The sequence below is a fragment of the Bacillus sp. AF62 genome (genome assembly GCF_050312695.1).
Classification (GTDB): domain Bacteria; phylum Bacillota; class Bacilli; order Bacillales; family Bacillaceae_G; genus Bacillus_A; species Bacillus_A cereus.
Map to the genome: position 1 here is coordinate 229870 of NZ_JBNPJZ010000047.1, position 25572 is coordinate 255441.

The following is a 25572-nucleotide window of genomic DNA, read 5'->3' on the forward strand; positions in this document are numbered from 1 at the left end:
GAGTAACAAGGGGGAGAAATGATGGGAATACATATTAGAAGAGCAATAAAGGATGATATACCAGGTATAGCAAAGGTGCATGTTGATAGTTGGAAAACAACGTATAAAGGGATATTTGCTGACGAAATTCTAGATAATATAGCATATGAGAAACGAGAAAAACAATGGGAAGATATTTTTCAACAAGAAGGTAATCATCAATTTAGATTTGTAGCAGAGAATTTAAATGGAGACATAGTTGGATTCATCGATGGGGGAGTAGAAAGAACTGGTACATATAATTGTGATGGAGAATTATATGCAATCTACCTTTTACAAGAGTATCAAGGAATGAAAATAGGACAAAAGTTATTTCAAGCTTTATTATCGGATTGTATAAACAATGATATGCAATCACTTTTAGTTTGGGTTGTTACGAATAATCCTTCTAAAAAGTTTTATGAAAAATTTAACCCTGAAAAAATTGATACGAAATTTTTAGAGAGAGTAAGGGTAGAAGAAACAGCGTATTGTTGGAGAGATTTGAATTTGTTATACAAACAGTTATATAGATTTACTTAAATAATATTATTATGTAAACTTTATGTTTGAAAGAGGTATACCAATTAAGGTATACCTCTTTTGTTTAACCATTTTGGATAGATTACTAATGAAAAATAGTAAGTATGTAGTTTGAAACTGAGTATTTTTTTCGTGTATTTTTAACTAGATTAAAGAAAAGAGAGAAAACAAGAAAAATTAAATCAGATAAAAAAATTCTGAAATATACTCTTGAATTGAATATCATTATCAATTAGAATCGTAATTGATAACGACATTCAATTATCGTTTATTATATGAAATTTCGATAGCTTTAATATAAAGAGGAGGACCAGTATGCAGCATGCGAAACAAATCGCAGAACATGCAACATTACAAAGCTTTTTAAACTGTTATTTAAGAGAAACGGGGAGTGGAGAATGGATTACAGAGGATGAAAGAATGAAGAGTATCTTCAGTAATACGTTGAATAGAGATACAGTCCCCACATATTTATGTTGTCGGCTATCGGCACAGAACGTTACTTTGTATGGAGAAGTTATATATAAATCATCAACAGATCGTCATTTGTTTGGAGAACAATTGTATTATCAAATTGGAGATAGTAATTCTGTTATTAAAGCAGATTACGTTACAGTTATTACATTTTTAATAAAAGAGATGTCTATCAACTACGGAGAAGGAACGAATCCTGCGGAACTTATGCTTCGAGTTATCTGTAGTTGTCAAAATATTGAGGAATTTACAAAAGAGAGAATAGAAGATACATCCGCATTATACGGTTTCCATACAACTTTTATAGAAGCGGAGCAGTCTTTATTATTTGGGCATTTAACTCATCCTACACCAAAGAGTAGACAGGGGATATTAGATTGGAAAAGTGAAATGTATTCTCCAGAATTAAAAGGAGAATGTCAGCTTCATTATTTTCGGGCCCATAAAAGTATAGTAAATGAAAAATCATTATTATCAGATTCTACAACAACGATTATAAAAGAAGAATTAAGTAATGATGAGATGGTTAGTAAGGAATTTATAGCGAAGTACTGTAAGGAAGATCAATATGCATTAATTCCAATTCATCCGCTTCAGGCAGAATGGCTCTTGCATCAAGCTTACGTACAAGATTGGATAGTTCAAGAATTGCTTGAGTATATTGGACCTGTAGGTAAGTATTATATGGCAACATCATCACTAAGGACACTGTATCATCCCGATTCGAAGTATATGCTTAAGTTTTCATTTCCGGTGAAAGTAACAAATTCAATGCGTATTAATAAACTGAAAGAACTTGAGAGTGGTCTTGAAGGGAAGGAAATGTTAAATACGGCTATTGGTGAAGTACGAGAAAGATTTCCAGGCTTTGATTTTATTTGTGATCCAGCCTATATTACATTAAATTATGGAACACAAGAATCTGGATTTGAAGTGATTATTCGCGAGAACCCTTTTTATAGTGAACATGCAAACGACGCAACATTAATTGCTGGGCTAGTTCAAGACGCTATACCTGGGGAGCGTACGCGGTTATCGAATATTATTCATCGCCTAGCAGATTTAGAAAGTAAAAGCTGTGAAGAAGTAAGCTTAGAGTGGTTTAGACGATATATGAATATTTCTTTAAAGCCAATGGTATGGATGTATTTACAGTATGGTGTTGCATTAGAAGCTCATCAGCAAAATAGCGTTGTTCAGCTAAAAGATGGTTATCCGGTCAAATATTATTTCCGTGATAATCAAGGATTTTATTTCTGTAATTCAATGAAAGAGATGCTTAATAATGAATTAGTTGGTATTGGAGAACGTACTGGAAATTTATATGACGACTATATTGTGGATGAGAGATTTCGTTACTACTTAATTTTCAATCATATGTTTGGCCTCATTAATGGTTTTGGCACAGCAGGATTAATTAAGGAGGAAATTCTTCTCTCGGAATTAAGGTCTGTACTTGAATCATTCCTTCCGTATAACCGGGAACCTTCAACATTTTTAAGAGAATTATTGGACGAAGATAAGTTAGCGTGTAAAGCAAATTTACTAACGAGATTTTTCGATGTCGATGAGTTAAGTAATCCATTAGAGCAAGCAATTTATGTGCAAGTACATAATCCGCTCGTTAGAGAAGTGGCTGTTCGTTCATAAATAGCGTTAAAATTTCACGTAATACAAATAATGGTATTTTGTCATAAGGTGGAGGGTTTTATGAGAGTGGACATGTATCATACGAAAGTATTGAAGGCGCTCGAATCAGAAGATTACATTTCAGTACGAAGAAGAGTGCTACGTCAATTAGTAGAATCGTTAATTTATGAGGGGATTATTACACCGGTTCGCAGAGAAAAAGAAGAACAAATTCTTTTTATAATACAAGGACTTGATGAAGAAGAAAAAAGTGTCACGTACAAATGCTATGGCAGGGAACGGATGACATTTGGACGTATTTCTTTAGACTCATTAATAGTAAGAGTCCAAGATGAACAGCAAGAAATACAATCTGTCTCGCAATTTCTAGAAGAAGTTTTTCGGGTTGCTAGTGTAGAACAAGCTAAATTAGATTCTTTTATGCACGAATTAGAACAAACAATATTTAAAGACACGATTGCACAATATGAAAGAAATAATAAGAAAGAATATACTCAAAAATCTTACGATGAGTTTGAAAGCCATTTAATAGACGGCCATCCATATCACCCTAGTTATAAAGCACGTGTTGGATTTCAATATCGTGACAATTTTCAATATGGATATGAATTTATGCAGCCAATAAAACTCATTTGGATTGCAGCGCATAAGAATTATGCGACTGTAGGTTATGAGAATGAAGTGATGTATAACGACCTTTTAAAAGAGGAGATTGGCGATCATAAATTAGAAGAGTTTATGGAACGAATTCGTAATAGGGGATGTTATCCAAAACAGTACGTGTTTATACCTGTTCACCCATGGCAGTGGGTGAATTTCATCATTTCAAATTATGGGGATCATATACAGGGTAATTTTATTATTTATTTAGGAACATCAGAGGACGATTATTGCGCGCAACAGTCAATGAGAACGTTAAGAAATATTACGAGTCCAAAGAAACCGTACGTTAAATTATCGATGAATTTACTCAACACTTCAACACTCCGTACACTGAAACCATACTCTGTTGTGAGTGCACCAGCAATATCAAATTGGTTAAATGATGTTGTAAGTAATGACGCCTATTTAATGGATGAAGCACGTTTAATCTTGTTAAGCGAGTTTTCAAGTGTAACGTATGACACGAATAAGAAAGCTATATATGGTTCATTAGGATGTATTTGGCGCGAAAGCATTCATAAGTATTTAGATGCACAAGAGGATGCAATTCCTTTTAATGGTTTATACGCTAAAGAGAAAGATGGTACACCAATTATTGATGCGTGGTTGAACAAATATGGAATGAAGGATTGGCTACAATTACTTATTCAAAAAGCGATAATACCAGTTATACATCTTGTTGTAGAGCATGGTATCGCACTGGAATCACATGGACAAAATATGATTCTAGTCCATAAAGAAGGGGTGCCTGTTCGTATTGCGTTAAAGGATTTTCATGAAGGGCTTGAGTTTTATCGTCCATATTTGAAAGAAGTTGACAAATGTCCCGACTTTACTAAAATGCATAAAACATATGCGAATGGAAAAATGAATGATTTCTTTGAAATGGATCGCATCGAATGTTTGCAAGAGATGGTGTTAGATGCACTTTTCCTGTTTAATTTAGGAGAATTAGCATTCGTACTTGCGGATGAATATGGATTGAAAGAAGAACATTTTTGGATGATGGTTGTTGAAGAAATTGAAGATCATTTAAGAATATATCCACATTTGAAAGGTAGATTTGAAAATATTCAATTATATGCACCTACATTCTATGCTGAACAATTAACGAAACGTCGATTATATATGGATGTGGAATCGCTTGTTCATGAAGTTCCAAATCCATTGTATAGAGTAAGACAACTTATGAAACAAAAATCAGTTGTTACAGGGGGAAATTATGCTAATCGTTAATAAACAAGAGTATAGCAAAAGTGATTTTAATTTGAGATTACAAGTTTATGAGGAAATGGAACAATTTCAAGAAGCAGAAGGAAATAGATTTGCACTTTGTCTGAAAGATCCATTCGATATTATTACGCTTGTGTTTTTCTTAAAAGAAAAGAAATCATCAGTATTACTTATACATGAAGATACGCCAAAAGAAACGGCTATTGAAATGGCAAAGCGTGCAAATTGTGTAGGAGTTTTATATGGAGAATATGGCGATTTTACAAAATTAGAAGTAGGGAACTTTTTACTAGAAGAGCCTTCTTTATTGCAATATAGTTCGGGAACTACGGGAGAACCGAAACTGATTCGTAGAGCATGGATGGAAGTTGATACAGAAATTACTGCCTATAATGAAGCTTTAAACTGTGAAGTAGATGAAGTGCCAATCGTTATGGCTCCTGTTTCACATTCATACGGACTAATATGTGGTACGTTATCAGCAATTACGAGGGGGAGCAAGCCTGTAATCATTACGAACAAAAATCCTAAATTCGCATTAAATGTAGTTCGCAATACAGAAAAACATATTATATATGCAGTACCACTTATGTTACACATTATGGGGAGTTTTCCATTAGGAACGTTTCAGTTTCATAAAATTATGACATCAGGATCGCCTTTGCCAGAAGCACTATTTTATAAACTAAAAGAAATGACAACATATATGATGCAGCAATACGGTTGTTCTGAAGCAGGTTGTATTAGTATATGTCATGATATGAAGAGCCATTTAGATTTAGGAAACCCTCTACCTCATGCGAGTATAAGCATAGGTTCAGATGAAAATGCACCGGAAGAAATCGTCGTGAAAATGAATGATAAGGAAATTTTCACGAAAGATTTAGGGTATAAATCTGAGCGTGGCATTCATTTTATGGGGCGTATGGACGATGTAATTAATGTTTCAGGATTAAAAGTCTTTCCTATAGAGGTAGAAGAAACGATGCTTCGATTGGAAGGTGTGCAAGAGGCAATTGTATATCGAGGGAAACATCCTGTCATGGGCGAAATAGTTAAAGCGAAAGTGATATCTCATGTTGATCCAGTACAAATAAGAGAATGGTGTATTCAGCACTTACCTTCTTATAAAGTTCCGCATGAAATTGAAAGTGTAAATGAAATTCCTAAAAATAAAACTGGAAAAGTAAGTAGAAAGTTACTAGAGATGGGAGAGGTTACAACATGAGACGGGAAGCGTTAAAGAATGCCGTGTTAAAAATTATGATAGAAAAAATGGAACTGAAAAATGTAACGCATTTAGAAGAAACGATGCGCTTAAATCAAGATTTATATATAGATTCGGTAATGATGTTACAGCTTATTGTATACATAGAAATGGATGTAAAGCTATGCGTTCCAGAGGATGAGGTAGATCCAAAGGCATTTCTTACTGTAGGATCTTTGCTTGATTTTATGGAGGAGTTACAGCCGTTACAGGAAGTAAATGTGAATAACTAACCTTTAGGAAAGTGGATGAGAGTATGACTTCAATTAAAGTGCACTGTTTAGTGAGTTGTTTTTGTGAAATTATAAAAAGGCGTAGCGACATTGATTTTCGTCCATTTTATTTTGGACTATGGGATGGAGATTTTGATATAACAGAAGGCGGAATTATTTCATATCACTCTGAAAACATTAACCATGATCATTATTTACTTTGGTTTGAAAAATTGTACGGTATTAAAGTAAACGAATGGTATGATCATGCAAAAGATAAAGATAGCAATGTAGAAACGTTTTTAGAATTAGTAGAAAACAAGCCGGAAAATCGTTATGTCATTGTAATGGTTGATATGTCTCTATTACCAGAGAGGGAAAATAAATTTCATCAAAAACCGTTTCCACATTATTTAATGATATCAAAAACAGAGAAAGAAGAAGAGTGGTTCATGCTAGATCCTGATTTTCGTTGGGAAGGAAATATGGAAAGAGAAAAAGTACTTCACTCTATTCAAGATAACCCATTTGGTGGAGGGTATTTCATTGATATAGAAGGAATTGGGGAGCCAACGCAAGAAACAGTAGCTAGTTATTTCACAGAAACATTCAAAAAGAACGACAATGAACTGACTATGGAACTGAAAAATTTAATTGTAAAAATGGCAAATGAGGAAGAAGGATATGCGCTTTCTGGACTTGTAGCAGCAGTAAAACAAATACCAGTACTTGCAATTCGTAAATATAGTTATGAGCATGCCTTTGCATACTTCCGTGAAACGTTGCAATATTCGGAGCAAGAATTTGATTATTGGTGTGATCGGGTAGAGGATATTGTACAAGGATTTACAAATGTACAGTATCGTGCAATTAAAATGGCGATGACGAATAATAAAGGTATGCTAGTATCGATTATTGAAAAACTGGATGAAATGAATGCAATTGAACTGCAAATTAAGAAGGAATTAGAGAGACAGTTTCTATCATGGAAAGGTATGAAAACAAATCAATCTGTCGCAACTCTTTAATAAGCTAACTGAATTTAAGATAGGGGAGTTTAATGCTATGAAATATTCGCTATGTACCATTTCATTTCGTCATCAATTAATTTCATTTACTGATATTGTTCAATTTGCATATGAAAACGGTTTTGAAGGAATTGAATTATGGGGGACGCATGCACAAAATTTGTACATGCAAGAACGAGAAACGACAGAACGAGAATTGAATTTTCTAAAGGATAAAAACTTAGAAATTACGATGATAAGTGATTACTTAGATATATCATTATCAGCAGATTTTGAAAAAACGATAGAGAAAAGTGAACAACTTGTAGTACTAGCTAATTGGTTTAATACGAATAAAATTCGCACGTTTGCTGGGCAAAAAGGGAGCAAGGACTTCTCGGAACAAGAGAGAAAAGAGTATGTAAAGCGAATACGTAAGATTTGTGATGTATTTGCTCAGCACAATATGTATGTGCTGTTAGAAACACATCCCAATACACTAACGGACACATTGCCTTCTACTATAGAACTATTAGAAGAAGTAAATCATCCGAATTTAAAAATAAATCTTGATTTTCTTCATATATGGGAGTCTGGCGCAAATCCAATAGACAGTTTCCATCGATTAAAGCCGTGGACACTACATTACCATTTTAAGAATATATCTTCAGCGGATTATTTGCATGTATTTGAACCTAACAATGTATATGCAGCAGCAGGAAGTCGTATTGGTATGGTTCCGTTATTTGAAGGTATTGTAAATTATGATGAGATTATTCAGGAAGTGAGAGGTACGGATCTTTTTGCTTCCTTAGAATGGTTTGGACATAATTCAAAAGAGATATTAAAAGAAGAAATGAAAGTATTAATAAATAGAAAATTAGAAGTAGTAACTTCGTAATGTGAAATGATGTGAGAGTCTCGTTTAGAGGCTCTTTTTTTTATGGTAAAAAATAACCAAAAATTTCCATGTATTTTAATTTGAATTTAACACAATTTATATATAAATAAGGAGGTGATTGGTAATGGCTAGAAATCGTAATTCTAATCAATTAGCATCACATGGAGCACAAGCAGCTTTAGATCAAATGAAGTATGAAATTGCACAAGAGTTCGGTGTACAACTTGGAGCTGATACTTCTTCACGTGCAAACGGTTCTGTAGGCGGTGAAATCACAAAACGCCTAGTAGCGATGGCAGAACAACAGCTTGGTGGCGGATATACTCGCTAAATGTAGAAGGTTATAGGAGAAAGGAAGGATTCTTCCTTTCTTTTTTTTTCAATTAATTGGTATGAATATATTGCGAACAGAATTCAAAGAATAAAAGTAATACTATATTTTACCCAATTTCTTTTGTTGTGAATGGGAAGTATTAAAGATGTAATAGCCCTGGTGGAATGAAAATTATGTTCCAGCAGGGCTATTATATGGTAAGAAATATATGATGAAAGGTTCCGAAATCAACATGTTAAAAAAAGAAAACTGTTGTTTAATTGCGCTTGCATCAGTTCCACTTGTCATGACATTAGGGAATTCAATGCTCATTCCAATCTTGCCGACAATTGAAAAGAAATTACATATTTCATCGTTTCAAGTATCCATGATTATTACAATTTACTCTATCGTAGCCATTTTACTTATACCGATTGCTGGTTATTTATCAGATAGATGGGGACGAAAGATGGTAATGGTTCCGAGTTTGCTGATTGCGGCTATAGGAGGAGCGATAACTGGTTGGGTATCTTGGAAAGTTGATAATCCCTACACTTGGATATTAATCGGTAGAGCGATTCAAGGTATTGGTGCTGCTGGGGCAATGCCGGTTGTTATACCGTGTGTTGGTGATTTATACAAAGACGAAAAACAAGTTAGTACAGGCTTGGGAATTATTGAGACATCCAATACATTTGGAAAAGTGCTGAGCCCTATTTTAGGATCTGCTCTTGCTGCCATTGTATGGTTCTTACCATTTTGGGCGATTCCAGTTTTATGTGTCATATCAATTGTTTTGTTACTTGTTCTAGTAAAGGCAAAGAAACAAGAAGGAGAAGTACCACCACTTAAAGAGTTTATAAAATCTATTCTGTCTACGTTTCGAGAAAAAGGAAGATGGTTAATTGCCATTTTTGCATTAGGTGCAATTATTATGCTTATTTTATTCGGAATTCTCTTTTATTTGTCGACTATACTGGAATCAAAGTATGACATTCATGGTATATGGAAAGGGTGTGTGCTTGCTATCCCGTTACTTGTACTGTCACTTAGTTCCTATATGGCCGGTAAAAAAATTGGAGATAATCAAAATGTTATGAAGAAGTGTATTTATATTGGTTTTTTAATGGCAGCTGCATCAGTCATCATTCCTTTATTTATAAAAGGGATTTATTTACTACTTCTTTGTCTCGTTATTATGGGGATAGGGATTGGTATGGCACTCCCATGTTTAGATGCCCTCATTACACAAGGAATTGAAAAGGAGCAAAGGGGAACGGTTACGTCATTTTATAGTTCAATGCGATTTATCGGTGTAGCAGCTGGACCACCTTTATATTCTTTTTTCATGAAAGGGGCGGACCATGAAGTGTTTTATTTGACAAGTATTTTCGCTGCCATTGGTGCTGTCATAGCAATCATTTGGATTAAACCAGCAAAGGATGCAAAGACGGTAAAACAGAAACCGGAACCTACTTCATAATTTGTAAGAGAATTGCATGATGTTTTGAGTAACATGCAATTCTCTTTCGTTCATTAAGAATAAATAACTTGTTTTAGCATATAAAGCGCGACACCCCATATGATGAGACCAGAAAATTTATTTAATAATAAAATTGTCTTTCCGGTTGAGTCTAGTCTTTTTAGAAATTTCCCCGCTAACGCTAAGCTTATAAACCAAATCCAAGAAACGATAATAGTTGCAAGTGTGAAAGCCCATTTTTCACTTCCTATGTATTGAATAGAATTTGTTCCAATTACACCGATTGTGTCTAAAATAGCATGTGGATTTAATAACGAAACGGATGCTGTGAAAAGGATTTGCTTTTTTAAGGGCATACTTTTTTCTTGTTTTACATCGTTGGAAGGGTTACTTCTCCAAATAACAAAGCCCATGTATAGAAGAAAGAAAAATCCAATTATATATAACGAGTTAGTTAGCCAAGAAAAAGTAAGGAGTACAAGGGAGACACCTTGCACTGCAATCAATATGAGTAACGTATCACATATAGAGGCAGTTAATATTACGGGGGCTACCCTCCAAATGTTTGGTTGGCTCGCACCTTGGTTAAAGACAAAAACATTTTGTACACCTAATGGAATGATAAGTCCAAATGCAAGAATGATACCATGAATAATTGCTTCACTCATCATATTACCTCCTATTTTAATTCATTATGATAGTGTATATTGTATAGAAGAAATGAAAATTTGTATCCATCCATATGGTTGGGGAGGTTACCAACCAAAAAGAATATAAGGTGATATAATGGAAAGATTCGTTTGGAAACCGAATATGTCTCTAGCGACTCCTCTGTATAAACAAATAGAAACGTATATAAAAGAAAGGATCGTTAATGGAGAATGGACCGTTGGAACGAAATTACCTTCACAAAGAGATTTGGCACATACATTTGGTGTGGATCGAAGCACAATTGTAATGGCTTTCGATGAACTAGTTGCGAAGGGATACATTGAAGGGAATGGCAGGAAAGGAACAATTGTTGTAAATAATAATGAGAATGCTTCAACTTACGCACCCCCGCCTAATTGGCAGTCTTATGTAGAAACAGGACTTCATTATCCGAATCTCCCAGCTATTCAGGAGATTAATCAAGCTGAATTTTATCCACATGTAATTCGATTAGGAACAGGTGAGCTCGCGCCGAGTCTCTTACCTGAGAAAAAGATGAAAGAAATTATGAATAAGCTTTTAAAGTCAAATGTGACGCTTGGGTATGAAGAGCCGAAAGGAAATTTTTATTTAAGGGAAAAGATTTCCGAATACTTAAAGGGGCATGGTGTATATGTATCTCCTGACTCTATATTAATTGTTTCAGGAGCAATTCAAGCGCTGCAACTTATCTCTATGGGGCTTCTTCCAAAAGGGGCATCCATCTTATTAGAAAAACCATCCTATTTATATTCGCTTAATGTTTTTCAATCCGCAGGAATGCGTTTCATTGGAATACCAATGGATGAGAACGGTTTAAATACATCATATATTACAAAATATAAGAAGCAATTTAATGCATCTATTTTATATACAATCCCGTCTTTTCATAATCCAACGAACTTTAGTATGAATGCGAAGAAACGAATAGAAGTGATGGAAATATGTAATGAAATTGGATTACCTATTATAGAGGACGCAGTGTATCAAGACTTATGGGTTGATGCACCTTGTTCGAAACCTTTAAAAGCCTATGATAAAAATGGAATCGTACTACATATTGGAAGCATGTCCAAAGTAATTAGTCCAGGGTTAAGAATTGGATGGATTGTTGGACCTGAGCCAGTAATTCAAAGATTGTCAGACATAAAAATGCAAACAGATTATGGTTCAAGCACTATATCCCAGCAAATTGCAGCGGAGTGGTTTACAAATGGTCTATATGATGAGCATTTGCGCTTTGTAAGAAGTGAATTGAAAAAACGAAGAGATTTTATGTTACTAATGTTAGATAAATATCTTCGTGAAATAGCAACTTGGCATGAACCAACAGGGGGATTTTATATATGGATACATATAAAAGTACCCATTTCATATCGCAGTTTATTTGATAAAGCTCTGCAAGAAAAGGTTTTATTAAACCCAGGTACTTTATATGATAGAAGTGCAAATCAATTTTTGCGCCTATCGTATTCATACGCAACGTTAGAAGAAATTGAAATAGGTATAAAAAAACTTGCACAACTAATGAAAAAGTAAGAGGAGAAAGTAATGAAACAATATGTAATTTGCCAAATGATCAATGGAGAAAAATATTTAGCTGCTTATGCGGAGACGAAGCAAGAAGCGATTGAAAAAGCAGAACTGTTAGGATTAAGAACGGGAAATCGTTACATAGTTATTACTGCAGAGGAAGCCGAAGGGTTAACGTATCCTTAAACAATGTACGAGATTATATAATAATAAATAAGCCTAGTAATATAAGAAATTACTAGGCTTATTTATTATTAAGTTGTTAAACGTTCTCGTATTTATATGCAAAGTAATAATATTATGAGTCAAGTTGACGAAAAAATCGATTTGTCTTTCGGTCTTGATTTCCTTTTCTATATTCATCAATATATTGCCTAAAGTTCCAAGCTTGTAAAAATTTATTAGCAGAGTTATAACCAGAATTGTAAAGCCATTCTTTTTCTTCCTTCGTCAGTTCAAAATTAGTACTTGTAATCGTTCCTGTTGGAATTGTAATCGTTCTTGCTTTTGATTCCTTATCTAAATGACGTAAATCATGAGCTTGCATCATTGTTTTAAATAGTCCTTTGAACATAGAAATAGGCTCGTTATAGTGAGCAGGGTCAGCTTGAATCTCATCTTTTACAAAATGAAATCCGAAAGTCGGCCAGCGAGGAGTGGTAGGTGAATCGAAGATCCAAATTGGATAATTACTTAGAATTCCTCCATCAACCATATAACAAGGCTGCTTCCATTTTGGAGTTCTCCATTTTACGGGTTCAAAGAAGAAGGGGATTGTACTACTCATTCTTACCGCTTTAGCGATAGAGAAGCGATAATTTAAAAATCCGTAGTTTGGTAAGTCGTCAGGAAAGACAACCATTTTACCATTACTAATATCAGAAGCGATGATTTTGAGTTTGTTTAGATCCGGTAAATCAGTAAATAAATGAACACCTTTTTTTCGAAGTAATTCTTCAATCCATTCTTCTATAAATACATTAGAGTATATACCTAGAGTAGTCCATGCACTTAGTCCTTTTCCGATAAAGGGGATTTTGTCAATAAAGGTTTTCTTCGTAAATTTGTTATAATCGATATCAGTTATAATGGTTTTTAGCTCTGAACAAGAATATCCTGCAGCTAAAAGTGCCGCGATAATTGCACCAGCTGATGTTCCAGCTACACGTTCCCATTCATAACCTTTTTCGGCTAATGCGCAAATCGCTCCAACATGTGCAATACCGCGTACACCGCCTCCTTCAAAAACACCATCGATCTTCATTAAACATACTTCCTTTCAAATAAAAGATTTGGAAATGGCAAAAAAGCACGTAGTGTACGTGCTTTTTTACAATGGTTTTTAAGTTTACTAGCAGCCTACAAAGCCGCCCCAACAGCTAGCTCCGATGATGATTAGAAGGATAAATAAAACGATTAATAAAGCGAAACCTCCGTAACCACAACCACCACAGCTACCGCCGTAACCGTAACCGCCGCAACTATATCCGTAACCCATGTGGAATTCCTCCTTATATTAAAAATAAAAATGAACGAGGGGAAAATGTACTGGAAGAACTAAAGAACTATCGTGTTTGTAGGAACAATGTATAGTATGCTTTTTTAAACTTGTTCGCGTACGAAGGATAAGCCCGTTTTTTGGAGGCTTGTTGATTTTGTAAAGAATGAAGTATAATCTTTGTACTATGATATAAATAAGTATGTAAATGTAAGGAGAATTTATGAATAAAAAAATTGAAGTATTAATTGATAAATATGAACTAACACACTTGAAAGATGAACTTATTAATACTGTATTTCCTTGTATAAAAGTTGTGCCAAAGCAGCAGGAAACTGTTGCGATAGGTAGTTCGAAAATGGGAGGAGTTCCTGATTTACCAGCTTTATTTGAATATCCAAAGCATAAAGGAAATCCACTACAATTTATCGCGCAATTTAACTTAAGTGATTTACAAAACGTTGGTATGGATCACAATCTTCCTAAGACGGGGATGCTGTATTTCTTTTGCATTGAAAATTATTTTGAAGAAAATGTGAAGCTAACAGAGGCTGGGCGTGTACTTTATTATGATGTTCCTGTAGAGCAATTACGAAGAGGAAATGAAGTACAAGCGAAATATAACCAGTGTACAATTACTTTTGAACTGACATACAAATTACCAGAACTTTTCATTGAAGATGAGGCTGATTCAGATCGTTTCTTGCAATTACTTGAAGAGCTAATTCCGGATAACTACGATAACCATCAAATTTTTGGTGAGCCATTCTCTGTACAAGAGGAAGTGTTATATGAGACAGGAGAATATATGGGAGTAGACCCGCAACAAATGACTCTTTTATTCCAAATTGATTCAGATCATAAAAATTGTAATATGGTTTGGGGAGAACTAGGGATGCTATATTTCTGTATTAGTAATGAAGATTTGAAAAATCAACGTTTTGAAAATACATGCTGTGTATTACAAACATGCTAATGAAAAAAGGTTGTTCTTTTAAAAAGAACAACCTTTTTATGTGAATTAGTTAATATGCATAATCTCATATGACCTATACGAAAAAGTATTGTATACTCTGAAACTATACGATACTTTTTCGTATAGTTATAGAATATAAGGAGTGACAAGATGGGAAAGACAAGTAAGTATGTGACAGCTGCCGCACTTTGTTCAACTATAGTAATGGGAGGCTTGCAAGCGTCATCTGTATCTTATGCAGCTACAAATCCGACTACAGTGACAGCACAATCAGATGTAAAGTTATTAGATGATTTCAGAAAAGAATTAAAAAAACAGATTGATAATCGAGAAGAAAATATTACAATCACATATAAAACAAAAGATAGAAATGCTAGAAATATTATGGATCAATTGTATGGTGAGTTTAATAAAATTGTAGATGCTGATGAGTATGTAAAATATAATGTAGCGTCTACTAGATATTCTATTAAAGGAATGCCAGGGGACTATACGTTTACACTGCAAGTAAAATACCGTGAATCAAAAGAACAAACTCAATATGTAAAAGCTCAGGCGAAATCAATTGTTGGATCAATTGTAAAACCAGGGATGGATGAGCATGAGAAAGTAAAAGCTATTCACGATTACGTTGTTAAGCATGTGTCTTATGATACGTCTTATCAAGCGTATACAGCATATGAAGCATTAGCGAATCGTTCTGCCGTTTGCCAAGGATATACATTATTAACGTATGAGTTGTTAAAAGAGGCAGGTATTCAAAACCATATTGTAACAGGCACAGGAAACGGACAAGCTCACGCGTGGAATTTAGTGAACATTGAAAGTATCACCTAGATACTACATTTGATGATCCAGTACCAGATAAAGCAGGGCGTGTAACTTACTCATATTTTAACATGTCTGACGAACAGTTAAGTAAAGATCACGACTGGGATCGTAGTAAATATCCAGCAGCAACTACAAGTTATTTTGGTGAATTAACAAACAAAATAAAAGCTGGTAGCTCAAAAACGGTCGTATATGAGCAGATGTTAAAAGAAACAAATTTACAATACTTATCTGCAGAATACGGAGCAGAAAATTATAATGAATTTAAGCAAAAGTTGCAGCAACAGTTTGCAGCCAAACCAGAAAAAGTAGAAGTGCGATATAAGCAGTCCATGGATGGGACGATGCAAGATATAAAGAAAGTATTAAATGAAATAAATTGGCCAAAAGGTGCAAAGCGTGTGTCTTATCAAGTAGCGCCTTATAGTGCATTGGCTGGTTATTCATTGGCGACAATTACATTTACGTATTAAGCAATGAGAAAGAGCATCTGTAAAAGATGCTCTTTTTATATTTGTTGATCACTTTAAAATATTGGGAATTATGTGATAAAATAAAAAGGAGAGGATGTGAATGCTGAATGAACTTGTTCGAAAGTAATATTTTCACATTGATATATACTTGTTTAGTAATCGGACTTATCGTTTTGTTTTTCATATCATTTACTTTGTTTATTAGAAGAGTATTACAAAGCAGCGTTGCAAAGAAACACCACGTGATTAATATGAACCAGAAGCTAGATCGAATTATTGAATTGCTTGAAAAAGATAAGAAATAGCGATAGAAGAAGTATGAAAAGGGGAAGAGAATGGCGAATTATATAAAAGAATTACGTGAAAAAGTAGGGCATGATTATGTTTTCTTAAACTTTGCCGGTGGTTGTGTATTTAATAAAGAAGGGGAAGTATTACTGCAAAAAAGAGGAGACTTTAACGCTTGGGGCTTTCCAGGTGGCGCAATGGAGATAGGAGAATCGGCTGCGGAAACTGCAATCCGAGAAATAAAAGAAGAAACCGGGTATGATGTAGAAATAAATGAGCTTATTGGAGTGTATACAAAATATTTTCAATCATATCCAAATGGAGACAAGGCACAGTCAATTACGATGTTCTTTTCATTCTCAATAGTTGGAGGCGAAAAAAAAGTAGATGGTGATGAAACGTTGGATTTGAAGTTTTTCCCGTTAGACGACATGCCACCGTTATTTTGTAAACAGCATGAAGATTGCCTGCAAGATTTATTGGAGAAAAGAGTAGGGGTATATCGTTAACATATAAAAAAGAAGCTAAATGAGATTAGCTTCTTTTTTATGTTTTATTTATTTCCACCAATCATCAAACATTGACGCTGGTACTTGTCTTTTATGCTCACTCACTGTGTAACGTTTTTCAATTTTCTCTGCAACGTCAGCTGGAACTGCTTTACCTTCTAAATAATCATCTAATTGATCATAAGTAATACCTAACTCTGTTTCGTCAGCTTGACCTGGTTTTTCATCTAATAAATCAGCTGTTGGCATTTTTAAGTAAAGTCGCTCGTCTGCACCTAACTCTTGTAATAATGCACGTCCTTGGCGCTTCGTTAATCCCGTTAATGGTAATAAATCTGCACCACCATCTCCGAATTTTGTAAAGAACCCTGTTACAGCTTCTGCAGCGTGATCTGTTCCGATAACAAGTAGCCCTTTTTGTCCACCAATTGCATATTGAGTAACCATACGGATACGTGCTTTCACGTTACCTTTATTGAAATCTGTTAATGATTCACCCAATAAGTTTTCATATTGATTTGAAAAAGCATCAACAGTCGAAGCAATATCAAATGCAACAGATTGATCTGCTTGAATGAATTGTAATGCTAATTGTGCATCATCTTCATCTTTTTGTACTTTATAAGGAAGACGCACGGCGATAAACGTTGCATTACCACCTTCATTACGAATTTCTTCAACTGCAAGTTGTGCTAAGCGTCCTGCTAATGTAGAGTCTTGTCCGCCGCTAATACCAAGTACAAATCCTTTTGCACCTGTTTTTTTTACATAATCCTTTAAGAAATCAACTCGTTTACGAATTTCAATTTTTGGATCAATTACAGGCTGAACATGTAATGCTTTCATAATCTGTTCTTGTAATGTCATTATGTTTCCTCCTATTCATATTAAAGCGGTAAATAAGTTTATATGTATAATGGTACATACTTCTATCCTTTATTATTTCGCAAAATTAACGAATATACAATAGGATGTGTGTATGAATATGAATGTAGTCATTATAAATAAAGTACTACGTATAAGCAATTTTTTTAAACCTTTCAAAACTGTAAGGTTTTTGTCATTTGAATCGATGGAAGGTATTTCCGTACTTTACTAATATAAAAACATAGTTAGTAGAAAGAAGGGCGGAGAAGTAATATGAACATTAGAGAACTCGCATATCGGAATGTAACGCGAAATAGACGGACATACTCAGCCTATTTTTTGAGTAGTGCATTTGCTATTATGGCCTTTTTTGTGTATTCATTTTTTGCGTTTCATCCGGCATTAAGTGCAGGAGAATTGGGTCAGTACGTATTCGTAAGTATGTCTTTTGCACAGTCTATTATTTACTTATTTACATTCTTCTTTATTTTATATTCGATGGGAATGTTTTTAAAAACGAGAAAGCGTGAGCTAGGAATTTTAATGATGCTAGGTATGACGAAATATCAATTAAAGCGTCTTATCTTTTTTGAAAATATTATGATTGGAATAGGGGCAATTATTTTTGGTATTCTTTCAGGTATGTTATTTTCAGGGGTATTACTATTTGTCGCCCCGATGATATTAAAACTAGATATCTCCTTATCCTATTACATACCGATGAAAGCAATTGTTGTAACAAGTATTATGTTTTTCATATTATTTATGATCATATCATTGTTTAGTGCAGGAATGATTCGTAAAAATAAAATTATGAAGTTGTTTAGAGGGTCAGCAGAGGCAAAACCGGAACCGAAAGCATCAATCATTTCTTCAATATTAGCAGTAGTATTGCTTAGCGCTGGCTATGTAGGAGCTCTTCTATCGCATGGCGCAATGGTATTTATTATGATGATTCCTGTTACAACGGTAGTTATTATTGGGACGTATTTGTTGTACAAGCAGCTGAGTGTCTTTATTATTCGATTATGTAAAAAAAGTAAACGTTTCTATTGGACACAGACTAATATTATTACGTTATCAGATTTAGCGTATCGCATGAGAGATAACGCAAGAATGTTCTTTATTGTAACCATTATTTCTACTGTAGCATTTTCCGCAATAGGGACATTAGTCGGCTTCGCATCCATGACGAAAGGGATAATGGAGAGACCAATTGCGTTTCATTACCATTCTAAGCAAGGGAATAGTAACGAATCACAACATATACAAATGATTGACAAAGGATTAAAGAAACATAATATAGCAGCTTCAAAAACTAATATTTCGACAAAGAAAACGGAGGAACAGTCGTTAAGAAGCGCCACTTTTATAAAAGAATCAGATTATAAGGAATATGCAAAGTTAACAGGAGAACCATTTAATACTGTAGCAAATAAAGAGGTTGTATTTTTGTCAGCTGATATACCAGGGCCAGCGATGAAAGAAAGAAAAGAAATTACTTTACCCAATATGAATGAAAGTTTAAAGGTGAAAAAAGTTACTTCATCTTCATTGGGGAAAATATTAAGAGGAAATGTTTATGTAATCTCTAATAATCAATATGATTCATTACAAGATGGATTTATAGAGACAAAAGATTATATGTATAAAACTGAAAGAACGAAAGATGAGATTGAAATTGGTAAAGAGCTTACTCATCAAATTAAACCGTATCAAGAACAGTCAACGTTTAGTGCGGAAGAGTACGAACAAAACCAAAGTTTACAAATTGCAGGACCGATTTTATTTGTAGGTTTCTTTATTGGTATAGTATTTTTCGTTTGCGCAGGAAGTTTCCTTTACTTCCGTTTATTCTCCGATTTGGAGGATGATGTTCGCTTGTTCGAAATGATTCGAAAAGTTGGATTGACGAGTGGGGAATTATCGAAGGTAGTTACAATTCGATTGGCGCTTTTATTCTTCGTTCCAATTGGTGTTGCAACATTACATGGGGCAGTAGCCTTAACTGCGTTAGGGCAAATGTTTGAGTACTCATTGTTTAAAGAAAATACAGTTGTATTAAGTATTTTCATAGGTATTCAAATTGTATACTTCTTACTTATAAGATCCCGTTATGTAAAACAATTGAAAGAGAGATTACGTATGCATTAAATGTGTTTTTTTAACTCGAGTACAAAATTTTCTAAAAAGAGGCAAGTATTGCCAAAAAGTGATAAAATGGAAAAAGCGAGGTGAAAAAATTAATATAGAGTAAGGGGGGGAGAAATATGAAAGCAACAGGAGTTATTCGAAAAGTAGACGAATTAGGACGAATTGTTATCCCTAAAGAATTACGCGATGTATTGGGAATACAAATCAAATCACCGCTTGAAATTTTTGTAGAAGCAGATAAAATCATTTTACAAAAATATCAACCTTACAATGCTTGCCAAATCACAGGTGATGTTTCAGAACAGAACATATCATTAGCAAATGGAAATATTACTGTTGGGATAGAGGGAGCGGAATATTTAGTAAAAGAAATAGAAAAGTTTTTAAACAAGAGTGAGGTTTAGTCTTAATTTATATTATTTTTCAAATTACATATCATTCTTTTAAAAGACTGTAAGAGGACCATTAATTGGTTCTCTTATTTTGGTTAGTAGTTGAACGACATGGGGTGTTACTTCCTACAAATCATAGGGAAAATAAAAAAGTAGTATAGAGTTAGTAAATGATGTTGAGAAATATTTGAAAAGAAGGAAAACAAAAAGAATAAAACGAATGTTACATTTACAAGTATTCAAAAGTGGTCTGAAATGAAAATAATACATTTTCAGGAGGGATTACGATGAGTAGTACAGTGAATAAACAAAAAGGTATACAATTGATTCCGTTTACCGTAAATAAGGTGGTAGAACAAGTAAATGAAATTCCACCAGGTGTACAAATGATTCACGCTCCGCAAGTATGGGAAAAGAGTGTGAAGGGGCAAGATGTAGTCGTTGCCGTATTAGATACAGGGTGTGATACTAATCATATAGATTTAAAAGATCGTATTATCGATGGAAGAAATTTCACAAAAGATTATGAAGCTGATCCAAATGTGTATCTTGATAATAACGGACATGGTACTCATGTAGCGGGGACGATTGCCGCGACTGAAAATGGTGTCGGTGTATTAGGAGTTGCACCACTTGCTAAAATGTTAGTATTAAAAGTTTTAGCGGGAGATGGTTCTGGAAGTTATGAGCAAATTATTGAGGCAATTCATTATGCTGTAAATTGGAGAGGGCCGAATCAAGAGAAAGTGAGAATTATTTCAATGTCACTTGGTGGTCCGCAAGATGTTCCAGAATTACATGAAGCAATTCAAAATGCGGTAAAGCAGGATGTTCTCGTTGTATGTGCTGCTGGAAATAATGGAGATTGCGATGATGAAACAGAAGAATTAGATTTCCCAGGTGCTTATTCTGAGGTAATTGAAGTTGGTGCTGTGAATTTAGAGCGGAAGATTGCATGTTTTAGTAATTCAAATCAAGAAATTGATCTAGTAGCGCCAGGTGATGAAATATTATCTACGTATCCAGATGGGAAATATGCTGTGTTAAGTGGAACTTCCATGGCGACGCCGCATGTTGCTGGGGCGCTCGCCTTGCTCATTAAACAGTGTGAGAAAGAATACGGTCGAAAGTTATCAGAGCCGGAAATATATGCACAACTCATTAAAAGAACTGTACCTTTAGGGTACGAACGTACATCTGAAGGGAATGGATTAATAGATTTATTAAAAGAATAGCCATATTAAAAAACATCTCATATGAATATGAGATGTTTTTAATATGGCTCTGTCGCATGTAATACAACTTGTAACAAACCTGGGAATCTAGCATTTAAATCTTCTTGACGAATTGAAATGAAACGTTGTGTTCCTTCAAGGCGTGTGTACATAACACCTGACTCACGTAAAACTTTGAAATGGTGAGATAAAGTTGATTTCGCAATAGGAATGTTTAAAGCACCACAAGATTGTTCATTTTTCTTTAGTAACATATTTACAATTTGTAAACGGATTTGATCGCTAAGTGCATATAAGACAGAAGAAAATTGAATTTCTTCTCGATTTGGATGATAGAGTGTACGCATATTTCACCTACTTGTATAAGTTAAGATATTTGCACTATAACATATAAAGTGATATATTTCTATTGTTCGAATATATTCGAACAATAGAAATATAGGGGGAGAAAAAATGAAGTATACAAAATTGCAAAAGGCAGGACTAAATATTTCAAAGTTGGGTTTAGGTACAAATGCAGTAGGGGGACATAATTTATATGCTGATGTGAATGAAGAAGAGGGAAAGCAATTAGTAGAAGAAGCTATTCAGCAAGGGATTACATTTTTTGATACAGCAGATTCATATGGTTTCGGTAGATCAGAGGAATTAGTAGGAGAAGTATTAAAGGGAACACGTCATGAGTTTATACTTGCTACAAAAGGTGGAATTCAACCGTTGTTAAATGGAGAAACTTATATTAACAATGAACCAAGTTATTTAAGAAATGCTGTGGAGAATAGCTTAAGAAGATTACAGACTGATTATATTGATTTATATTATTTACATTTTACAAATCCTGAAACAAGTTACATAGATTCAATCGGAGAGCTTACTCGTTTAAAAGAAGAAGGGAAAATTCGTTCAATTGGAATATCGAACGTAAACATAGAACAATTAAAAGAAGCGAACCAACATGGTCATATAGATGTTGTACAATCTCCGTACAATATGTTAGAACGTACGGCTGAGGAAGAACTGTTGCCGTATTGTATAGAAGCGGGTATTTCATTTATTCCATATGGGCCTCTTGCTTTTGGAATATTAGGTGAAAAATATACAGAAGATTTTAAATTGAACGAAGTCGATTGGCGCCAAAATGTAAATCAATTTGAAGAAAATACATATAAGAGTAATTTTAAGAAAGTGGAAAAGTTAAAAGGGCAAGCTAAAGAAAATGATATTGAAGTGTCTCATTTAGCGTTAGCATGGTTATTAAATAAAGAAGGAATTGATACAGTTATACCTGGTGGAAAGCGGGCAGAGCAAATAAGAGAAAGTGTGAAAGCGGTAGACGTTTCATTGAATGAAAGAGTCATGAAAGAAATCCAATCTATTTTAGAAGATTAGTGAAACAGAGGGATAGTACCCTCTGTTTATATAAGGAGAAGGTCTAAATGAATAGAGTACTAGCTGTATTTTTCACGATAATGTTTATGATCGGTACAGATACTTTCTTAATTTCACCACTGTTGCCGACATTACAACAGGTGTATCATGTTTCAACCGAGTTGTCAGGATGGATGGTGAGTTCGTATGCTTTAGGGTATGCTGGATTTGCGCTTATTGCTGGTCCTATATCAGATGGATTAAACAGAAAAAAAGTGATGGTACTAGGTATGAGTTTTTTTGCAATAAGTACGTTTTTGTGTGGAATTGCACCGAGTTTTTTATGGATGCTAACATTTAGATTTTTAGCAGGTGTAAGTGCAGCTTTTGTATCTCCACAAGTGTGGGCATCCATTCCGCTCCTTATAGAGAAAAAGCAAATTGTGAAAGCAATTGGGGTTGCAACAGCAGGGTTATCAATCTCTCAAATTTTAGGGCTGCCACTGGGAGCTTATTTAGCAACGATACATTATACAATCCCATTCTATTTCATTGGTATATTATCAGCACTACTTGTTATTCTTATTTATGTTGTATTACCAGAAATACAGTCGGTTCATATAGGTGGAAATAAAAAAGTGATTTTACAGCGTTATAAACAATTACTTACAGATTCAAAGGTTTCACTTTCTTATTTTGCATACTTTGTTTTTCAAACCGGAAATTTTGCTGCATTTTCATTTTTTGGTGTATGGCTTTCCATTCAATTTGGCTTACAAGTTCATGAAGTAGGTACAGCTATGCTCGTAGTAGGATTAGGAAATTTAACTGGTAATATTTTTGGTCCTAGAATCGTAAATAAAATTGGTTATAACCTTTCTTTCTACGGTGGAATTATATTTACAGCAGTGCTATATGTATTACTTCCACATGTAAAGAACATTGTATTGGTGGAGTTATTGTTCTTTGCTTTGTTTTTTGTGACAGGAATTTTGTTTGTATTAATGATGAGGCACTTACAAAACATGTCTAGTGTAGCAAGAGGAACAGGTGCTGCCCTTGCTAACGCCTCGATGTACATTGGCCAAATGATTGGTGCGGTAATAGCAGGAATGTTATTTGCAACATCTCACAATTTTATACTAGTAGGTAGCTTTACAGCGTTATTATATGTTGTAGCTTTATTTCTGTTTAGAAAAGGTGAAAACATTAGTAAAGATAATGAAAAAGGAATTGCATCATAAAGTTTTAGTAAATCAAAAAACAATTTTTTAGGATAAGTTAAAAAGGTGCTTTTTGATTGCATAGTTGCTGTATTTTTAATAATTCGTCGTTGAGCTGTATGATTGAAAAGGATTTGTAATAAAATTATGGGAAAATAAAAAACCCCTATATAGATAGGGGTTTATATATCGGCATATAGCTCCTCGGAAAAGGATATACTTAGTTTAACATATAGGAGTACTTATAATTGTGAAATAGATGTGAAAGTAATGTGAAAAATGTTGTAATAAAAAGCACTGTTTTAGCTAATGTAGCTAAAACAGTGCTTTTCTCTTTGATTGAACAGTTGCAGCATTTTCATCATGTATACCTGCATCTTTAATAATTCGTTGTTTTGCTTTATTTAATAGATGGTTTACTGCTTCACCAAAATAGTTAGCTTCGCTTTTTGTGCGGGCTTCTCGTAAACATTTATAGTTTTCTAGCAGTTCCTCTTTTTCGGAGTTTGTTAAGAAATCTTCTATTTTCTTTTTTGTCATACGAAACACCCTTTCTCCTGACAAACGACGCAATAGAAAATATTTATTTCTCATTATAACAATAATTTTAAAAGAAAGTATACACTAACGTCGCAATAATTTGTCAATTTCTTGAATCTTCTCATCAGCTTTCCCAATTTGCGTATTTTTAGCCTGTTCGCCACCAAGAGCTTGATGTAGTAAGAAAGTTTGACCGGAAATAGCAGTTACAATGGATACTTTTATAATTTCTTTTATTGCGGTGACATCGAATAAAACGAGTCCAAGAAGTGCAGCTAGGCTACCGGTAAAAACATCAGTTAAAAATCCAAAGTGAAAAAAAGTTTTCAAACGGCGTGGAAGCAATAACTTACCTTGGTTATTGATTAGATGGGAAACGAAGCCAGTAATGCCACCAACGAGAACAGCGGTTAGCCATTGATACATTTCCATCGAATCCACTCCTTTTAGTGAATAAGATTCGATTATTTTATATTGATTCCTTTTAATATTTCATATAAGCATATTGAGAAAGTTTGTTTGGGTATATTTTGTATTCAATTTAATTATAACAGAAAATTTCGATAGATTTCAGTCTATTATATGAATCATTTTTACAATAATATGAATGCAGAAAGGGGTGCGTCATATGAATATAGATTATCGAATAAGAAGTGTAGATGGTTATACAAAAAAAATAGGGGAATTAGTAAGCATGCTTGAGCATACGAGAGCTGTAACATTAGGCGAAGTAAAAAATTTATCAGTTGAGCAATTAGATTTAATTATGCAGAGCAGCGGAAATTCAATTGGCGCCTTATTAAAGCATATAGCAGCTATTGAAAAAGTTCATCAGCTTATTTCATTTCAAGATCGTGACTTTACAAAAGAAGAATTAGAAATATGGGAAGATGCATTGTATTTAGGGGAAGCAGGTAGAGCGATCTGTGGTCATGAAATACAGTATTATGTACAACTTCTACAAAGTGTTCGAGAAGAATCTCTGAAGTATTTAAGTGAACAAGGTAATGAGTGGCTCATGTCAGAAAGAAAGTGGCCTAACGTGTAGTATATAACCAGCACTATCTTTGGTTTCATGTGCTAGAAGATGAAATTAGTCACCGAGGACAAATTAGAATGCTCAAAAACAAGTTATTTGAAAATTACGTTAAATGATGTAGCTTTTTATAGGAGAATTCCATATAATGAGAGTAATTAAAATAAGAACGGGGTGATGTATTATGGCGAAAAT

Annotated in this window: 26 protein-coding genes and 2 pseudogenes; 21 read left to right on the top strand and 7 right to left on the bottom strand. The window is 34.1% G+C overall.

Features of this window, described 5'->3' with window-relative positions; genetic code table 11:
* The first annotated feature begins 18 nt into the window (after positions 1-18).
* From ACQRBL_RS09410 to ACQRBL_RS09450, 9 genes are all read left to right on the top strand, one after another.
* Positions 19-561, top strand: coding sequence for a GNAT family N-acetyltransferase (locus ACQRBL_RS09410; RefSeq protein ID WP_003270281.1), 543 nt, complete (start codon positions 19-21; stop codon positions 559-561).
* A 315-nt stretch (positions 562-876) separates the two neighbouring features.
* On the top strand, positions 877-2685 hold the full coding sequence (locus ACQRBL_RS09415; protein WP_001163357.1) for an IucA/IucC family protein: 1809 nt from the start codon (positions 877-879) through the stop codon (positions 2683-2685).
* A 60-nt stretch (positions 2686-2745) separates the two neighbouring features.
* A complete protein-coding gene (locus ACQRBL_RS09420; RefSeq protein ID WP_411995677.1) occupies positions 2746-4584 on the top strand; it encodes an IucA/IucC family protein in 1839 nt (612 codons plus the stop codon).
* Positions 4571-5809, top strand: a complete 1239-nt coding sequence (locus ACQRBL_RS09425; protein WP_023521730.1) for an AMP-binding protein — start codon at positions 4571-4573, stop codon at positions 5807-5809. Before ACQRBL_RS09420 ends, ACQRBL_RS09425 begins: the two co-directional genes overlap by 14 nt.
* On the top strand, positions 5806-6081 hold the full coding sequence (gene asbD, locus ACQRBL_RS09430) for a petrobactin biosynthesis protein AsbD (protein WP_001250562.1): 276 nt from the start codon (positions 5806-5808) through the stop codon (positions 6079-6081). The genes ACQRBL_RS09425 and asbD overlap by 4 nt, the downstream gene beginning before the upstream one ends.
* 23 nt (positions 6082-6104) lie before the next feature.
* A complete protein-coding gene (locus ACQRBL_RS09435) occupies positions 6105-7088 on the top strand; it encodes a DUF6005 family protein (protein ID WP_000200705.1) in 984 nt (327 codons plus the stop codon).
* 37 nt (positions 7089-7125) lie between these two features.
* Positions 7126-7968 (top strand): sugar phosphate isomerase/epimerase family protein, encoded by an 843-nt coding sequence (locus ACQRBL_RS09440; protein ID WP_000877684.1) that lies wholly within the window; start codon positions 7126-7128, stop codon positions 7966-7968.
* Between the two features lie 124 nt (positions 7969-8092).
* Complete coding sequence (locus tag ACQRBL_RS09445) at positions 8093-8299, top strand: alpha/beta-type small acid-soluble spore protein (RefSeq protein ID WP_000113545.1); 207 nt, start codon at positions 8093-8095, stop codon at positions 8297-8299.
* Between the two features lie 235 nt (positions 8300-8534).
* On the top strand, positions 8535-9764 hold the full coding sequence (locus ACQRBL_RS09450; RefSeq protein ID WP_003270289.1) for an MFS transporter: 1230 nt from the start codon (positions 8535-8537) through the stop codon (positions 9762-9764).
* 53 nt (positions 9765-9817) lie between these two features.
* Here ACQRBL_RS09450 and ACQRBL_RS09455 read toward each other — a convergent pair whose 3' ends face one another.
* A complete protein-coding gene (locus tag ACQRBL_RS09455; RefSeq protein WP_411995676.1) occupies positions 9818-10432 on the bottom strand; it encodes a LysE/ArgO family amino acid transporter in 615 nt (204 codons plus the stop codon).
* A 118-nt stretch (positions 10433-10550) separates the two neighbouring features.
* Here ACQRBL_RS09455 and ACQRBL_RS09460 point away from each other — a divergent pair, with 118 nt between their 5' ends.
* Together ACQRBL_RS09460 and ACQRBL_RS09465 are read left to right on the top strand one after the other, a co-directional pair.
* Entirely contained in the window at positions 10551-11993 is a 1443-nt protein-coding gene (locus tag ACQRBL_RS09460; protein WP_411995675.1) for a PLP-dependent aminotransferase family protein, read from the top strand.
* 12 nt (positions 11994-12005) lie between these two features.
* Entirely contained in the window at positions 12006-12173 is a 168-nt protein-coding gene (locus ACQRBL_RS09465) for a DUF3933 family protein (protein ID WP_000816389.1), read from the top strand.
* Between the two features lie 112 nt (positions 12174-12285).
* Here the strand turns inward: ACQRBL_RS09465 and ACQRBL_RS09470 are convergent, their stop codons facing one another.
* Complete coding sequence (locus tag ACQRBL_RS09470; protein WP_000686790.1) at positions 12286-13251, bottom strand: patatin-like phospholipase family protein; 966 nt, start codon at positions 13249-13251, stop codon at positions 12286-12288.
* Between the two features lie 87 nt (positions 13252-13338).
* A complete protein-coding gene (locus tag ACQRBL_RS09475) occupies positions 13339-13485 on the bottom strand; it encodes a YjcZ family sporulation protein (RefSeq protein ID WP_000540425.1) in 147 nt (48 codons plus the stop codon).
* A 223-nt stretch (positions 13486-13708) separates the two neighbouring features.
* On the opposite strand from ACQRBL_RS09475, the gene ACQRBL_RS09480 reads away from it, so the two are divergent.
* From ACQRBL_RS09480 to ACQRBL_RS09495, 4 genes and pseudogenes are all read left to right on the top strand, one after another.
* On the top strand, positions 13709-14461 hold the full coding sequence (locus tag ACQRBL_RS09480; protein ID WP_001034827.1) for a YwqG family protein: 753 nt from the start codon (positions 13709-13711) through the stop codon (positions 14459-14461).
* 150 nt (positions 14462-14611) lie between these two features.
* Positions 14612-15765: pseudogene (locus ACQRBL_RS09485) on the top strand (transglutaminase domain-containing protein).
* A 107-nt stretch (positions 15766-15872) separates the two neighbouring features.
* The gene (locus tag ACQRBL_RS09490) at positions 15873-16070 is read left to right on the top strand and encodes a DUF4083 domain-containing protein (RefSeq protein WP_001048104.1); all 198 of its coding nucleotides are present in this window, start codon (positions 15873-15875) and stop codon (positions 16068-16070) included.
* 30 nt (positions 16071-16100) lie between these two features.
* A complete protein-coding gene (locus ACQRBL_RS09495) occupies positions 16101-16562 on the top strand; it encodes an NUDIX hydrolase (protein WP_023521733.1) in 462 nt (153 codons plus the stop codon).
* A gap of 48 nt (positions 16563-16610) precedes the next feature.
* On the opposite strand, the gene nadE is transcribed toward ACQRBL_RS09495, so the two are convergent.
* Positions 16611-17429, bottom strand: a complete 819-nt coding sequence (gene nadE, locus ACQRBL_RS09500; RefSeq protein WP_000174891.1) for an ammonia-dependent NAD(+) synthetase — start codon at positions 17427-17429, stop codon at positions 16611-16613.
* A 273-nt stretch (positions 17430-17702) separates the two neighbouring features.
* Between nadE and ACQRBL_RS09505 the strand changes: the two genes are divergently transcribed.
* The 3 genes from ACQRBL_RS09505 (at position 17703) to ACQRBL_RS09515 (ending at position 21210) form a co-directional block, all read left to right on the top strand.
* On the top strand, positions 17703-19583 hold the full coding sequence (locus tag ACQRBL_RS09505; RefSeq protein ID WP_001025996.1) for an FtsX-like permease family protein: 1881 nt from the start codon (positions 17703-17705) through the stop codon (positions 19581-19583).
* Positions 19584-19699: 116 nt separating this feature from the next.
* A complete protein-coding gene (locus tag ACQRBL_RS09510; RefSeq protein ID WP_000648324.1) occupies positions 19700-19987 on the top strand; it encodes an AbrB/MazE/SpoVT family DNA-binding domain-containing protein in 288 nt (95 codons plus the stop codon).
* 275 nt (positions 19988-20262) lie between these two features.
* Complete coding sequence (locus tag ACQRBL_RS09515) at positions 20263-21210, top strand: serine protease (protein WP_063547095.1); 948 nt, start codon at positions 20263-20265, stop codon at positions 21208-21210.
* A 38-nt stretch (positions 21211-21248) separates the two neighbouring features.
* On the opposite strand, the gene ACQRBL_RS09520 is transcribed toward ACQRBL_RS09515, so the two are convergent.
* Positions 21249-21557 (bottom strand): ArsR/SmtB family transcription factor, encoded by a 309-nt coding sequence (locus ACQRBL_RS09520; RefSeq protein WP_001259912.1) that lies wholly within the window; start codon positions 21555-21557, stop codon positions 21249-21251.
* Positions 21558-21663: 106 nt separating this feature from the next.
* On the opposite strand from ACQRBL_RS09520, the gene ACQRBL_RS09525 reads away from it, so the two are divergent.
* On the top strand, positions 21664-22599 hold the full coding sequence (locus ACQRBL_RS09525) for an aldo/keto reductase (protein ID WP_411995674.1): 936 nt from the start codon (positions 21664-21666) through the stop codon (positions 22597-22599).
* 47 nt (positions 22600-22646) lie between these two features.
* Complete coding sequence (locus ACQRBL_RS09530; RefSeq protein WP_001082498.1) at positions 22647-23822, top strand: MFS transporter; 1176 nt, start codon at positions 22647-22649, stop codon at positions 23820-23822.
* 294 nt (positions 23823-24116) lie between these two features.
* Here the strand turns inward: ACQRBL_RS09530 and ACQRBL_RS09535 are convergent, their stop codons facing one another.
* Both ACQRBL_RS09535 and ACQRBL_RS09540 read right to left on the bottom strand, forming a co-directional pair.
* Entirely contained in the window at positions 24117-24341 is a 225-nt protein-coding gene (locus ACQRBL_RS09535) for a hypothetical protein (protein WP_000162602.1), read from the bottom strand.
* 84 nt (positions 24342-24425) lie between these two features.
* Complete coding sequence (locus tag ACQRBL_RS09540; protein ID WP_000426321.1) at positions 24426-24773, bottom strand: DUF4257 domain-containing protein; 348 nt, start codon at positions 24771-24773, stop codon at positions 24426-24428.
* A 196-nt stretch (positions 24774-24969) separates the two neighbouring features.
* On the opposite strand from ACQRBL_RS09540, the pseudogene ACQRBL_RS09545 reads away from it, so the two are divergent.
* Positions 24970-25496 (top strand): annotated as a pseudogene (locus ACQRBL_RS09545) (DinB family protein).
* Positions 25497-25572: the final 76 nt, after the last annotated feature.

Coding starts and splice junctions, on each gene's coding strand:
- ACQRBL_RS09410 (WP_003270281.1), top strand. CDS start 19: ATGATGGGAATACATATTAGAAGAGCAATAAAGGATGATATACCAGGT.
- ACQRBL_RS09415 (WP_001163357.1), top strand. CDS start 877: ATGCAGCATGCGAAACAAATCGCAGAACATGCAACATTACAAAGCTTT.
- ACQRBL_RS09420 (WP_411995677.1), top strand. CDS start 2,746: ATGAGAGTGGACATGTATCATACGAAAGTATTGAAGGCGCTCGAATCA.
- ACQRBL_RS09425 (WP_023521730.1), top strand. CDS start 4,571: ATGCTAATCGTTAATAAACAAGAGTATAGCAAAAGTGATTTTAATTTG.
- asbD (WP_001250562.1), top strand. CDS start 5,806: ATGAGACGGGAAGCGTTAAAGAATGCCGTGTTAAAAATTATGATAGAA.
- ACQRBL_RS09435 (WP_000200705.1), top strand. CDS start 6,105: ATGACTTCAATTAAAGTGCACTGTTTAGTGAGTTGTTTTTGTGAAATT.
- ACQRBL_RS09440 (WP_000877684.1), top strand. CDS start 7,126: ATGAAATATTCGCTATGTACCATTTCATTTCGTCATCAATTAATTTCA.
- ACQRBL_RS09445 (WP_000113545.1), top strand. CDS start 8,093: ATGGCTAGAAATCGTAATTCTAATCAATTAGCATCACATGGAGCACAA.
- ACQRBL_RS09450 (WP_003270289.1), top strand. CDS start 8,535: ATGTTAAAAAAAGAAAACTGTTGTTTAATTGCGCTTGCATCAGTTCCA.
- ACQRBL_RS09455 (WP_411995676.1), bottom strand. CDS start 10,432: ATGAGTGAAGCAATTATTCATGGTATCATTCTTGCATTTGGACTTATC.
- ACQRBL_RS09460 (WP_411995675.1), top strand. CDS start 10,551: ATGGAAAGATTCGTTTGGAAACCGAATATGTCTCTAGCGACTCCTCTG.
- ACQRBL_RS09465 (WP_000816389.1), top strand. CDS start 12,006: ATGAAACAATATGTAATTTGCCAAATGATCAATGGAGAAAAATATTTA.
- ACQRBL_RS09470 (WP_000686790.1), bottom strand. CDS start 13,251: ATGAAGATCGATGGTGTTTTTGAAGGAGGCGGTGTACGCGGTATTGCA.
- ACQRBL_RS09475 (WP_000540425.1), bottom strand. CDS start 13,485: ATGGGTTACGGATATAGTTGCGGCGGTTACGGTTACGGCGGTAGCTGT.
- ACQRBL_RS09480 (WP_001034827.1), top strand. CDS start 13,709: ATGAATAAAAAAATTGAAGTATTAATTGATAAATATGAACTAACACAC.
- ACQRBL_RS09490 (WP_001048104.1), top strand. CDS start 15,873: ATGAACTTGTTCGAAAGTAATATTTTCACATTGATATATACTTGTTTA.
- ACQRBL_RS09495 (WP_023521733.1), top strand. CDS start 16,101: ATGGCGAATTATATAAAAGAATTACGTGAAAAAGTAGGGCATGATTAT.
- nadE (WP_000174891.1), bottom strand. CDS start 17,429: ATGACATTACAAGAACAGATTATGAAAGCATTACATGTTCAGCCTGTA.
- ACQRBL_RS09505 (WP_001025996.1), top strand. CDS start 17,703: ATGAACATTAGAGAACTCGCATATCGGAATGTAACGCGAAATAGACGG.
- ACQRBL_RS09510 (WP_000648324.1), top strand. CDS start 19,700: ATGAAAGCAACAGGAGTTATTCGAAAAGTAGACGAATTAGGACGAATT.
- ACQRBL_RS09515 (WP_063547095.1), top strand. CDS start 20,263: ATGAGTAGTACAGTGAATAAACAAAAAGGTATACAATTGATTCCGTTT.
- ACQRBL_RS09520 (WP_001259912.1), bottom strand. CDS start 21,557: ATGCGTACACTCTATCATCCAAATCGAGAAGAAATTCAATTTTCTTCT.
- ACQRBL_RS09525 (WP_411995674.1), top strand. CDS start 21,664: ATGAAGTATACAAAATTGCAAAAGGCAGGACTAAATATTTCAAAGTTG.
- ACQRBL_RS09530 (WP_001082498.1), top strand. CDS start 22,647: ATGAATAGAGTACTAGCTGTATTTTTCACGATAATGTTTATGATCGGT.
- ACQRBL_RS09535 (WP_000162602.1), bottom strand. CDS start 24,341: ATGACAAAAAAGAAAATAGAAGATTTCTTAACAAACTCCGAAAAAGAG.
- ACQRBL_RS09540 (WP_000426321.1), bottom strand. CDS start 24,773: ATGGAAATGTATCAATGGCTAACCGCTGTTCTCGTTGGTGGCATTACT.